This is a genomic window from Stenotrophomonas sp. AS012628, from assembly GCF_010608305.1.
Lineage (GTDB): Bacteria > Pseudomonadota > Gammaproteobacteria > Xanthomonadales > Xanthomonadaceae > Stenotrophomonas > Stenotrophomonas geniculata.
The window spans coordinates 1-12421 of record NZ_VMBJ01000072.1 but is presented as its reverse complement, the minus strand read 5'-3'; the positions used below and the strand labels follow the sequence as shown (position 1 = coordinate 12421).

11 protein-coding genes are annotated in these 12421 nt (G+C 67.3%); 10 read left to right on the top strand and 1 reads right to left on the bottom strand.

The genetic code is table 11. From position 1 onward, the window contains the following. The first annotated feature begins 132 nt into the window (after window positions 1–132). The gene (locus tag G5A07_RS20395; protein ID WP_191863922.1) at window positions 133–1008 is read left to right on the top strand and encodes a LysR family transcriptional regulator; all 876 of its coding nucleotides are present in this window, start codon (window positions 133–135) and stop codon (window positions 1006–1008) included. Window positions 1009–1396: 388 nt separating this feature from the next. Here G5A07_RS20395 and G5A07_RS20390 read toward each other — a convergent pair whose 3' ends face one another. Next, entirely contained in the window at window positions 1397–3460 is a 2064-nt protein-coding gene (locus G5A07_RS20390; RefSeq protein WP_043402385.1) for a 3-hydroxyacyl-CoA dehydrogenase NAD-binding domain-containing protein, read from the bottom strand. A 235-nt stretch (window positions 3461–3695) separates the two neighbouring features. Here G5A07_RS20390 and rpoE point away from each other — a divergent pair, with 235 nt between their 5' ends. The 9 genes from rpoE to recO all read left to right on the top strand — a co-directional run bounded on the left by rpoE (window position 3696) and on the right by recO (window position 12364). Continuing rightward, window positions 3696–4316 carry an RNA polymerase sigma factor RpoE gene (gene rpoE, locus G5A07_RS20385; protein WP_010482816.1) on the top strand — a complete coding sequence of 207 codons (621 nt, stop codon included), beginning with the start codon at window positions 3696–3698 and terminating at the stop codon, window positions 4314–4316. After that, entirely contained in the window at window positions 4313–5194 is an 882-nt protein-coding gene (locus G5A07_RS20380) for a sigma-E factor negative regulatory protein (protein ID WP_191863921.1), read from the top strand. The genes rpoE and G5A07_RS20380 overlap by 4 nt, the downstream gene beginning before the upstream one ends. 74 nt (window positions 5195–5268) lie before the next feature. Continuing rightward, on the top strand, window positions 5269–6804 hold the full coding sequence (locus G5A07_RS20375; RefSeq protein ID WP_191863920.1) for a DegQ family serine endoprotease: 1536 nt from the start codon (window positions 5269–5271) through the stop codon (window positions 6802–6804). A 180-nt stretch (window positions 6805–6984) separates the two neighbouring features. Further along, window positions 6985–8778 (top strand): translation elongation factor 4, encoded by a 1794-nt coding sequence (gene lepA / locus G5A07_RS20370; RefSeq protein ID WP_010482819.1) that lies wholly within the window; start codon window positions 6985–6987, stop codon window positions 8776–8778. Between the two features lie 54 nt (window positions 8779–8832). Further along, on the top strand, window positions 8833–9627 hold the full coding sequence (gene lepB / locus G5A07_RS20365; protein WP_032129848.1) for a signal peptidase I: 795 nt from the start codon (window positions 8833–8835) through the stop codon (window positions 9625–9627). Between the two features lie 52 nt (window positions 9628–9679). Beyond that, window positions 9680–10063, top strand: a complete 384-nt coding sequence (locus tag G5A07_RS20360) for a DUF4845 domain-containing protein (protein WP_010482821.1) — start codon at window positions 9680–9682, stop codon at window positions 10061–10063. Beyond that, the gene (rnc, locus tag G5A07_RS20355) at window positions 10053–10733 is read left to right on the top strand and encodes a ribonuclease III (RefSeq protein WP_010482822.1); all 681 of its coding nucleotides are present in this window, start codon (window positions 10053–10055) and stop codon (window positions 10731–10733) included. The genes G5A07_RS20360 and rnc overlap by 11 nt, the downstream gene beginning before the upstream one ends. Continuing rightward, a complete protein-coding gene (era, locus tag G5A07_RS20350) occupies window positions 10730–11626 on the top strand; it encodes a GTPase Era (protein ID WP_010482823.1) in 897 nt (298 codons plus the stop codon). Before rnc ends, era begins: the two co-directional genes overlap by 4 nt. Window positions 11627–11644: 18 nt before the next feature. Then, the gene (recO, locus tag G5A07_RS20345) at window positions 11645–12364 is read left to right on the top strand and encodes a DNA repair protein RecO (RefSeq protein WP_010482824.1); all 720 of its coding nucleotides are present in this window, start codon (window positions 11645–11647) and stop codon (window positions 12362–12364) included. The last annotated feature ends 57 nt before the right edge of the window (window positions 12365–12421 follow it).

Here is a 12421-nt window from a genome sequence, read left to right as displayed (position 1 = left end):
GGACCAGGGGGAGAGGGCGGGGGCGTTCATGGCACGGGCAGCGCTGGAGAGATGGGGCAAGCGTGCGCCTGAGACGATTACCTGTAAAACGAATAATATGGGTGAAACCTACCCATAAAGAAGGTAAGTGCCATGCGCCTGACCTTGCGCCAGCTGCAGGTCTTCGTCGCCATCGCCGATCACGGCAGCACTACCGCCGCCGGCCAGGCCATCGCGCTTTCGCAATCGGCCAGCAGCGCCGCCCTGCAGGAGTTGGAAGCCCACTTCGGTACCCCGCTGTTCGACCGCATCGGCCGCCGCCTGGCGCTGAACGGCCACGGCCGCGCACTGCTGGAGCCGGCGCGTACCTTGCTGGTCAACGCCGCTGACCTGGAGCGGCAACTGGCCGCCGGCGGCGACCCGTCGCAGGGCGCGCCGCTGCGGCTGGTGCTGGCGGCCAGTACCACCATCGGCAATTACCTGCTGCCGCCACGCATCGCCGAACTGCTGCGCCAGGCGCCACAGGCCGAGGTTGATCTGCGCATCGACAACAGTGCCGGCGTTGTCGCCGCCGTGCAGCGCCTGGACGTCGACGCCGGCCTGATCGAAGGCCCGTGTCACGAACGCGGCCTGCAGGTGACCGCCTGGCAGCAGGATCCGCTGGTGATCGTCGCCGCCGCCGATGCCCCCGCGCGCTGGTCGCTGGATGAACTGAGCCGCGCCCGCTGGCTGCTGCGCGAGCCCGGCTCCGGCACCCGCGAAGCCGTCGAACAGGCGCTGCTGCCGCACCTGCGCGGCTTCGCCCAGACCCTGCAGTTGGGCAATACCGAAGCGATCAAGCAGGCCGCCATCGCCGGCCTCGGCCTGGCCTGCCTCTCGCGCCATGCGCTGGAAGAGCCGCTGGCGCTGGGCCGCCTGCGCGTGCTCGAGACCCCGCTGCCCGCCCTGCAGCGCACGCTGTGGCTGGTACGCCATCCGGGCAAGCAGTGGCTGCCGGGGTTGCAGGCGTTGCTGGGGGAAGTGCAGTAGCAGGGATCGGTCTTACACTGCGCGAATTCCACGAAGGGATCAGAGCCCGTTGCGTAGCAACGGGATTCGACCCCGACAGATCGACAGGCCTTGCAGCGCTCATCCACGCATGGCGTGGATCTACCGTGTCGACCAAGGTCAACACCTACCAACAGCCATCGGAATCTGTCAGAGGTGGGGCGGTGTGGGCAGGCAGGACCGTTGGCGCCATGGATGGCGCCATCGAGCCCCCAGGGATGGGTTTACGGCGTGTCCTGCCTGCCCACACCGCCCCGCCCAACAAACAGAAAAGCCAGAGCCGGCTGTTGCTCTGGCTCTGGCTCTGGCTTTTGCTTTTGCTTCGGCGGTTGCCTCTGCGGGTGCCGGGCCGCAGGCCCGGCCGATAAACTCAAACCACTGGTTCGCGCAGGGCGGGGTTGTCCCAGCCCGGGCGCGGGGCGAAACGGTCGCCGTGGCGCTGCTGCAGCGCCTTCAACCGCTCGACGATCGCATCGGCTCCCACTGCGCGGATGTGCTGGATCGGACCGCCGCGGAACGGGGCGAAACCGGTACCGAAGATCACGCCCGCATCCAGCAGGTCCGCATCGGCCACCACGCCCTCGTGCAGGCACGCCACGGCCTCGTTCAACAGCGGCAGGATCAGGCGGTCCTCCAGATCGGCCGGGGCCTGGTAATCGCTGGCCACGTCCGGCTTCTTCGGCTTGCCGTTTTCCCAGGTGTAGATGCCCTGGCCGTCCTTCTTGCCACGCTTGTCCGGTTCCACCGTCTGCAGTGCGGCCGGAATCTGCAGGCCCAGGAACGGCGCCAGTTCGCGGCCGACGCCTGCGGCCACGTCCAGGCCCACGGTGTCGATCAGTTCGATCGGGCCCATCGGCATGCCGAATTTCACTGCGGCCTTGTCGATCACCGGGCCCGGAATGCCCTCGGCATACGCGGTGGCGGCTTCCAGCATGTACGGGAACAGCACGCGGTTGACCAGGAAGCCCGGGCTGCCGGCCACCGGCACGGGGAATTTGCCCAGCGCCTTGCAGAACGCGGCCAGGCGGCGCTCGGTCTCCGGCGCCATGCCGTCGTGATGGATGATCTCCACCAGCGGCATCTGCGCCACCGGGTTGAAATAGTGCAGGCCAGCGAACTGCGCCGGGCGCTGGATGTGGTCGCGCAGTTCCACCAGCGGAATCGACGAGGTATTGGTGGTCAGCAGCGCGTCCTGCTTCATCTTCGGTTCGAGCGTCTGGTACAGCGCACGCTTGGCTTCCGGGTTCTCGATGATCGCTTCGATCACCAGGTCGGCCTCGGCCACGCCGTTGCCTTCCAGATCGGCACGCAGGCGCGCGGCCACGGCGGGGCGCTTGCTCTCGTCGCGCACCTTCTTGGCGAACAGCGCCTGTGCGCGTTCCATGGCCGGGTCGATGAAGCGCTGCTCGCGGTCCTGCAGCGTCACCTCGAAGCCCTTGTAGGCCGCCCACGCGGCGATATCGCCGCCCATCACGCCGGCGCCGACCACGTGCACGTGGCGGATGCCGGAGTCACCGCCGCCCAGGCCCTTCAGGCGCTCGGTCAGGAAGAAGATGCGGATCAGGTTGCGCGCGGTCGGCGTGCTGGCCAGCTTCACCACTGCGCGGCGTTCGGCATCCAGGCGCGCCTGGATCGGCTTGCCGCCGCTGCGCTGCCAGGTGCTGATCAGCGCGTAGGGCGCCGGGTACTGGTCCTTCTTGGCTTTGCGTGCGACCTGCTTGACCATCTGCGGTGCCAGCAAAGTGCGTGCCAGCCAGGTGTTGGTGGCCCAGGCCGTCGCGCGCTGCTTGAACGGGCGGGTGGTGCCGGACAGCGCCAGCGCCACGGCGGTGTCGAGCACCACCGCCGGCGCCACCACCTTGTCGACCAGGCCGATGCCACGCGCGGCCGAGGCCGACAAGGTGCGGCCGGTCAGCATCATGTCCATCGCTGCCGGCGCACCGACCAACTGCGGCAGGCGCGCGCTGCCGCCCCAGCCGGGGAAGATGCCCAGCTGGGTTTCCGGCAGGCCGATGCGGGTGCTGCTGTCATTGGAGGCCACGCGGTAGCGGCAGGCCAGTGCCAGTTCGGTGCCGCCGCCCAGGCAGTGGCCGTGGATGGCCGCCACGGTCGGGCAGGGCAGCTCGGCCAGCTTCTGGTAAGTGGCCTGGCCGCGGCGGATGGCGTCGTTGACGGTGCCGCGGCGGTCGAACTCCTGGAACTCCTTCAGGTCCGCACCGGCAATGAAGCCGGCCTTCTTCAGCGACTGGATCACCACGCCCTTGGGCGGGTCCAGCGCAATGCGCTCGAGCAGGTCGCCCAGTTCCAGCAGCACGTCCTGCGACATGGCGTTGACGCTGCTGTCCTGACGATCCAGGGAGAGAACCACCACGCCGTCGTCGCGGATCTCGGGGTGCCAGTGGCTGAAGCGGAGACCATCGAAGCCTGAGAGCATGGACGTTCCATCCGGTTGTGTATGGAGAAGCGGCTATGATCCAGAGGTTGTTTCCCCCGCGTCAAATCCCAATAGCAGGGGAGTGGCGACCCCGGATCCATGGCCGTGGACCGGAACGCTAACGGAACGGTGGTTAAAAGCTGGTGCGGCGCCAGGTGATCGGCGACTGAACTTTTCCCGGGATTGGCAGTCTCATTGCCCGACGTCGGTTGGGCTGACAGGAGTGCGGCCCCTCATGGCCGATGTTGATACACCTCAGGAGCTGGATCTGGAACTGGTCCGGCGCGTGCAGCACGGCGAGAGCGCCGCGTTCGATGTCCTGGTGCGCAAGTACCAGCATCGCGTGGTGGCCCTTGTCGGTCGCTACATCGCCGACTGGAGCGAATGTCAGGACGTCGCCCAGGACACTTTCATCCGTGCCTACCGCGCGATCGGAAGTTTCCGTGGCGATGCCCAGTTCTCAACCTGGTTGCATCGAATCGCCGTGAATACCGCCAAAAACTACCTGGCTTCACACAATCGCCGACCGCCGACCGATGACATCGACATCGGTGATGCCGAACAGTTCGACAGCGGGACGCGCCTGCGCGACACCGACACGCCCGAACGCGAGTTGATGCGCCAGGAACTGGAACAGACGGTAATGAAGGCCGTCAACGCGCTGCCGGAAGAGCTCCGGTTGGCGATCACCCTGCGCGAGGTGGAAGGCCTGAGTTACGAGGATATCGCGCAGAAAATGGGGTGCCCGATCGGCACCGTGCGCTCACGGATCTTCCGGGCGCGCGAGGCGATCGACACCGAACTCCGGCCGCTGTTGGACATCGGCAGCGCCACCCGTGAGAAGAGCCGCGTATGACCAGTAATCCGTTCAACGAATCGCAGAACCACCAATCGCCCGCCGGGCAGCGCCTGGACCAGCGCCATCGCGAGCAGCTGTCGGCCCTGGTCGATGGCGAGCTGGGCGCCGATGAAGCGCGCTTCCTGCTGCGCCGGATGGAGCACGACCCCGAGCTGGCCGGCTGCCAGGAACGCTGGCAGCTGCTGGGCGACGTGATGCGCGGACAGGCCTCGGCGCTGGCGCCGGCCGGCTTCAGCGCGGCCGTGGCCGCCGCCATCGCCGCCGAACCGGCGCCGCAGGCCGAGCCGCGTCGTCAGGTACGCCGTAGTGGTTGGCGGGCCTGGGGCGGTGGCGCCGCACTGGCCGCATCGGTGGCGGCGGTGGCCCTGTTCATGGGCGGTGAGAAGCTGAAGGAGGCCACCCCGGGCGAGCCGTCGGCACCGCAGGTGATCGCCAGCCAGGCCGAACTCGCGCCGGCACCGACGACGCCGGGTCCGGTGACCGAAGCTTCGGTGGATAGCGCCGCAATGGCCGTGGCCGGTGTACCGGCAGTGGCCATGGCTGCGTCCAGCCGTCGCCAGGACACCCGTCGCGCCAGCGTTACCCGCAGCCAGCAGGCCGCGCGTGCCGCCCAGCGTGAGGACATGCCGCAACGCGCTGTGGCCGCCGCACAGGCACCGTTGACCCCGACCGTGCCGGCCAATGCCAGCCGCAACATGCCGTTCGGTGAGGTCGGTGGCCTGCAGGCGCGACCGTGGCCGCGCTCCAGCCTGGCGCCCGCTGCCGGCGGCGCGCTCAATGCGAGCTTCCCGGCCCATGCCGGGGGCGCGGCGTTCTACCCGTTCGAGCCGCGCCTGCAGGACGACCTGCCGGTGCCGCCGCGCCCGCGCGACTGAGCCGGGCGCTTTCATGCCCCGCCGTCGGCGGGGCCCGTATTCCTCTTTCCATCCGATCCGGAGGTTGCCGTCCGATGACTCCCCGACTCCGCACGCAGGCCATGGGCCTGCTGGCCCTGACCCTGCCGTTGATGGCCTGCGCGCAGGCCCCGGCTCCGGCCGCCCAGACCCAGGCCGCGCCGGCCGCCGCGCCGCGGGCGCAGGCCCAGCCGCTGGTCACGGGCCTGCCTGACTTCACCAATCTGGTCGAACAGGTCGGGCCTGGCGTGGTCAACGTCGACACCACCATCGTCCGCAACAACCGCCAGGCCTCACGGGGCCCGATGGGCGGCGGCGATGACATGCCGGAGTTCTTCCGCCGCTTCTTCGGTCCGGATTTCCCGATGCCGGGGCAGGGCCCGGGCGGCCCGGACGGTGGCCCCAGCATCAAGGGCCGCGGCATGGGCTCGGGCTTCATCATCTCGCCCGATGGTTATGTGCTGACCAACTACCACGTGGTGGCCGATGCCAGCGAGGTGAAGGTCAAGCTGGGTGACCGCCGTGAGTTCACCGCGAAAGTGGTGGGCAGCGACCAGCAGTACGATGTCGCACTGCTGAAGATCGACGGCAAGAACCTGCCGACCGTGCGCGTTGGCGACTCCAACTCCCTCAAGCCGGGTCAGTGGGTGGTCGCGATCGGCTCGCCGTTCGGCCTCGATCACTCGGTCACTGCCGGCGTGGTCAGCGCCCTCGGCCGCAGCACCGGCGGTCCGGACCAGCGTTACGTGCCCTTCATCCAGACCGACGTGGCGATCAACCAGGGCAACTCCGGTGGCCCGCTGCTGAACACCCGTGGCGAAGTGGTCGGCATCAATTCGCAGATATTCTCCGCGTCGGGCGGCTACATGGGCATCAGCTTCGCGATCCCGATCGACCTGGCGATGAGTGCGGTCGAGCAGATCAAGAAGACCGGCAAGGTCACCCGCGGCCAGCTCGGCGCGGTGGTGCAGGAAATCGACGGCCTGAAGGCGCAGGCGATGGGCCTGCCGGACAGCCGCGGCGCCCTGGTCAACCAGATCGTGCCGGATTCGGCTGCAGCCCGGGCCGGGGTGAAGATCGGCGATGTGATCCGCTCAGTGAACGGCGCGCCGGTCAACAGCTGGTCCGACCTGCCGCCGCTGATCGGCGCGATGGCACCGGGCAGCCGGGTCACCCTGGGCGTGATCCGCGATGGCAAGCCGCGTGACCTCAGCGCCACCCTGACCGCCCTGACCGAAGACGGGCAGGCCAGTTCGCGTGGCCCGGCCACCGGCGACAGCGATGCGGCGCCGCAGGCCGGCGCCAATGCCCTGCTGGGGCTGGACGTCAGTGACCTGACCGCGCCGCAGCGCAAGCAGCTGGGCCTGGAATCGGGCGAAGGCGTGCGCATCACCGGGGTCAAGGGCCAGGGCGCGCGTGATGCGGGCCTGTCTCCGGGCATGGTGATCCTGCAGGTGGCCAGCACCCAGGTCGGCAGCGTGGACGCGCTGAACCGTGCGCTGTCCAGCTACAAGAAGGGCGACGTGGTGATGCTGCTGGTACGCACCGGCAGCGGCAACAGCGCGTTCGTAGCGGTCAAGGCCGGCCAGTAAGGCCTGCCGGGGCCGCTTCGGCGGCCCCTGCTTCTCCTCCGAAGCCCCGCCCCGGCGGGGCTTCGGCCGTTCCGGACCCGGTCCGATGAGGCCGTTTTCGCGGGCGGGCGCCGGGCATGCGATAATCGACCGTTACCCTGACGACGCCGCGCGCCGCCGCCACCTATGTCTTCTGATTCGATGCGGAACATCCGCAACTTCTCCATCATCGCCCATGTCGACCACGGCAAGTCCACGCTGGCCGACCGCATCATCCAGCTCTGTGGTGGCCTGCAGGCCCGCGAGATGGAAGCGCAGGTGCTCGACTCCAACCCGATCGAGCGCGAGCGTGGCATCACGATCAAGGCGCAGTCGGTGTCGCTGCCGTACCTGGCCAAGGACGGGCAGACCTACCATCTGAACTTCATCGACACCCCCGGCCACGTCGACTTCTCCTATGAAGTCAGCCGCTCGCTGGCCGCCTGCGAAGGCGCGCTGCTGGTGGTCGATGCGGCCCAGGGCGTGGAAGCGCAGTCGGTGGCCAACTGCTACACCGCCGTGGAGCAGGGCCTGGAAGTGGTGCCGGTGATCAACAAGATCGACCTGCCCACCGCCGACATCGAGCGCGCCAAGGCCGAGATCGAGGCCGTGATCGGCATTGACGCCTCCGACGCCGTGCCGGTCAGTGCCAAGACCGGCCTGAACGTGCAGGACGTGCTGGAAGCGATCGTGCACCGCATTCCGCCGCCGAAGCCGCGCGACACCGAGAAGCTGCAGGCGCTGATCATCGACTCCTGGTTCGACAACTACCTGGGCGTGGTCTCGCTTGTGCGCGTGATGCAGGGCGAGATCAAGGCCGGTGACAAGCTGCAGGTGATGTCCACCGGCCGCAACCACCAGGTCGACAACGTCGGCGTGTTCACCCCGAAGCGCAAGGTGCTGCCGGCGCTGCGTGCAGGTGAAGTGGGCTGGGTCACCGCCAGCATCAAGGACGTGCACGGTGCGCCGGTCGGCGACACCCTGACCCTGGCCGGCGACCCGGCACCGAAGCCGCTGCCGGGCTTCCAGGAAATGCAGCCGCGCGTGTTCGCCGGCCTGTTCCCGGTCGATGCCGAGGACTATCCGGACCTGCGCGAAGCGCTGGACAAGCTGCGCCTGAACGATGCCGCGCTGCGCTTCGAGCCGGAAAGCTCCGAGGCGATGGGCTTCGGCTTCCGCTGCGGTTTCCTCGGCATGCTGCACATGGAAATCGTGCAGGAGCGCCTGGAGCGCGAATACAACCTGGACCTGATCAGCACCGCGCCGACGGTGGTGTATGAAGTCCTGAAGACCGATGGCTCGATCATCAACATGGACAACCCGGCCAAGCTGCCGCCGGTGAACCAGGTCGAGGAGATCCGCGAGCCGATCATCCGTGCCAACGTGCTCACCCCCGAGGAGTACATCGGCAACATCATCAAGCTGTGCGAAGAAAAGCGCGGCAGCCAGATCGGCATCAACTACCTGGGCAGCCAGGTGCAGATCAGCTACGAGCTGCCGATGGCCGAAGTGGTGCTGGACTTCTTCGACAAGCTGAAGTCGGTCAGCCGTGGCTATGCCTCGCTGGACTACCACTTCGTGCGCTTCGACGCCGGTCCGTTCGTGCGCGTGGATGTGCTGATCAACGGTGACAAGGTCGATGCGCTGTCGCTGATCGTGCACCGCAGCCATGCCGACCGCCGCGGCCGCGAGCTGTGCGAGAAGATGAAGGACCTGATCCCGCGCCAGATGTTCGACGTGGCCATCCAGGCCGCCGTCGGCTCGCAGATCATCGCCCGTACCACGGTCAAGGCCATGCGCAAGAACGTGCTGGCCAAGTGCTATGGTGGCGACGTTTCGCGCAAGAAGAAGCTTCTGGAAAAGCAGAAGGAAGGCAAGAAGCGCATGAAGCAGGTCGGCCGCGTGGAGATCCCGCAGGAAGCGTTCCTGGCCGTGCTGCAGATGGACAACAAGTAAGCCCGCACCGGCCCTGCGGGGCCGGTCGTCCGGTGACGTTGCAAAGGACCCTGAATGAAACTGTTTGAGATCCTCCTGGTCGTGCTGACCCTGGCCTCGGGCCTGATCCTGCTCGCGGACAAGCTGTACCTTGCCAAGCGGCGCGCCCAGCGCGCCGGCCTGCTCGATTCCGAGCCGGTGCTGGTGGACTACTCGCGTGCGTTCTTCCCGGTGCTGGCGATCGTGCTGATCGTGCGCAGTTTCATCGCCGAGCCGTACAAGATCCCGTCCAGCTCGATGATGCCGAACCTGCTGATCGGCGATTTCATCCTGGTCAACAAGTTCTCCTACGGCCTGCGCCTGCCGATCAGCAACACCAAGTTCGTGCCGGTTGGCGAGCCCTCGCGTGGTGACGTGGTGGTGTTCCACTTCCCCGGCCATGGCGAGAACGATCCGGCCAAGGGCGAGAATTTCATCAAGCGCGTGATCGGCGTGCCGGGTGACACCGTGGTCTTCGAAGGCGACGGCGTGATCCTCAACGGCGAGCCGCTGAAGTACGACAACAAGGGCATCTACGCCGGCCACAAGGGCCAGGGCGAGGGCGCCAACCTGCTGGTCGAGCACCTGCCGGGCCGCACCCACACGGTGCTGGAGACCGACTATCCGCGTGGCCAGGGCCAGTGGACCGTGCCGGCCGGCAAGTACCTGGTGATGGGCGACAACCGTGACAACAGTGACGATGGCCGTTTCTGGGGCCTGCTGCCGGAAGAGAACCTGCGCGGCAAGGCCTTCCTGATCTGGCTGAACTGCCAGGGCTGGTTCTGCAAGGATGGTTTCGAGCCGTCGCGGATCGGCTCGAGCATCAACTGACCGGGCATCAACCGGGTATTTTCACATCCAACGCGTATCTGGGGAGAACGCAATGAAGACGATGAACACGCAGCGTGGCATGACCCTGACCTCGTTCCTGACGGTCCTGATCGTGGTTGGCTTCTTCCTCTACATCGGCATGAAGCTGTTCCCGATGTACCAGGAGTACTACGCGGTGCGCTCGGCGATGAAAAGCCTGGCCAACGAGCCGGGCGTGGGCAGCATGGAGCCGGCGCGCATCCAGGACCTGTTCTTCAAGCGCCTGTACATCAACTACTCGGACAATGTGAAGCCGGCCAACGTGAAGTTCGACCGTCGCGACAATGGCTGGACCCTCAAGGTCAACTACGAAGTGCGCCGTCAGCTGATCGGCAACCTCGATGTGGTTGGCAAATTCGATTCTTCCCAGGACCTGACACGAAGCGGTGCCCAGTAAATTCATCCAACGTGGCGACCTGATTGGTCATGCCTTCAGCGACCCGGCCCTGCTCAAGCAGGCGCTGACGCATCGCAGTGCCGGTGCGCCGCACAACGAGCGCCTGGAGTTCCTCGGCGACAGCATCGTCAACATGATGGCGGCCGAGGCGTTGTACCGACGTTGGCCCAAGGCTGACGAAGGGGCGATGACCCGTGCCCGTGCCGAGCTGGTGCGTGAAGGCGCGCTGGCGGTGATCGGGCGCACCCTGGAACTGGGCGAGCGGCTGACCCTGGGCCCGGGCGAAATGAAGTCCGGCGGTCATCGCCGCGACTCGATCCTGGCCGACGCGGTGGAAGCCGTGGTGGCCGCGATCTACCTGGATGCCGGCTTCGAGGCCTGCCGGGCGGTGGTACTGCCCTGGTTCAGTGCTTCGATCGAGGCACTGCCGGCCTCCGGCCGGCCCGAGAAGGATCCCAAGACCCGCCTGCAGGAATGGCTGCAGGCCCGACAGAAGGCGTTGCCGCAGTATGAACTGGTGTCAGAATCCGGTGACGACCACGCCAAGCACTTCCGGGTACGCTGCAACGTAGCCGACCCGGCCGCCAGCATCGAGGGCGAAGGCGCCTCGCGGCGGCTTGCCGAACAACAGGCGGCTGCAGCCGTCCTAGAACAACTGGATTCCAAGTGAGCGAACAAACTTCCCATCATTGCGGCAGCGTGGCCGTCATCGGCCGCCCGAACGTGGGCAAATCGACCCTGACCAATGCCCTGGTCGGCGCCAAGGTCAGCATCGTTTCCAACCGCCCGCAGACCACGCGCCATCGCCTGCTGGGCATCGCCACCTATCCGGAAGGCCAGTTGGTGCTGGTCGACACCCCCGGCCTGCACAAGGTGCAGAAGCGGGCGATGAACCGGGTGATGAACCGCGCCGCGCGCGGCTCGCTGGAAGGCGTCGATGCCGGCCTGCTGGTGATCGAAGCCGGTCGCTGGGACGAAGAAGACAGCCTGGCCTTCAATGTTCTGCGCGACGCCGGTATCCCGGTGGTGCTGGTGGTCAACAAGATCGACCGTCTGAAGGACAAGGGCGCGCTGCTGCCGTTCCTGCAGGAAGTCACGGCCGGCCGCGATTTCTCGTCCGTGCACCCGATCTCGGCGCAGAAGCGCAACGGCCTGGAAGCACTGGTACGCGACGTACTGGCGCTGTTGCCGGAAGCGCCGCCAATGTTCGGCGAAGACGAGATCACCGACCGCAGCCAGCGTTTCCTGGCCGGCGAGCTGGTGCGTGAGCAGCTGATGCGCCAGCTCGGCGAGGAACTGCCGTACGCGACCACCGTGGAAATCGAGCGCTTCACCGAAGATGGCAACCTGCTGCGCATCGGCGCGGTGATCTGGGTCGAGCGCGAGGGCCAGAAGGCGATCGTGATCGGCAAGGGTGGCACCCGGCTGAAGGAGATTGGTGCCAAGTCCCGCCTGCAGATGGAACGTCTGTTCGGAGCCAAGGTGTTCCTGGAGACCTGGGTGCGCGTGCGTGAAGGCTGGTCCGACGACGAGGCCGCACTGAAGGCCTTCGGTTACGAGTAAGCCGTTGCGGTCGCTTCGATGATGATCGAGGACGACACTGGCTTCGTGCTGCACGCACGGGCCTACCGCGAGACCAGTCTGCTGGTCGAAGTGTTGAGTGCGCAGCATGGCCGGATCGGCCTGCTCGCGCGTGGCGTATCCACCGCCAAGGGACAGGTGCTGCGCGCTGCTCTGCAGCCGCTGCAGTGGATCCGCTTCAGTGCCCAGCAGCGGGGCGAACTGGCCCAGCTGCGGGGTGCCGAGGCGCTGGATGCCGCGCCACGCCTGGTCGGCCAGGCGATGCTGGCCGGCTTCTACCTGAGTGAACTGACCCTGCGCTTGGCCCCGCGCCAGGACCCGCTGCCTGAGTTGTACCTGGCCTACGGCGAGGCACGTGCGCGGCTGGCCGTGGGCGCCGGCCTGGCCTGGACCCTGCGTCGCTTCGAACGCGAGCTGCTGTCCGCGCTGGGCCTGGGTTTCGATCTGGACAGCGCGAGCGACGGCCAGCCGATCGACCCGGCCGCGCGCTACGAACTGGATCCGCAGGAAGGCGCGCAGCGCCTGCTGAGCGAGCGCGGTGGGGAACGCCGGGCGGCGGCGACTGGCTCGGCGCTGCTGGCGTTGGCGGCCGACGAAGAGCCCCATGCCGCCGACCTGGCCAGCCTGCGTCTGCCGATGCGGCGGGTGCTGGCCCATCACCTGGGCGCCCGCGGCCTGAAGTCCTGGGAAATGCTCGAGCAGCTCGCGCCCCGCAGGTAGGGGATGTTCGGCAGGGCTTGCAGCCCTGCACCTGCCGAATCAACGTCAACGTCAAAA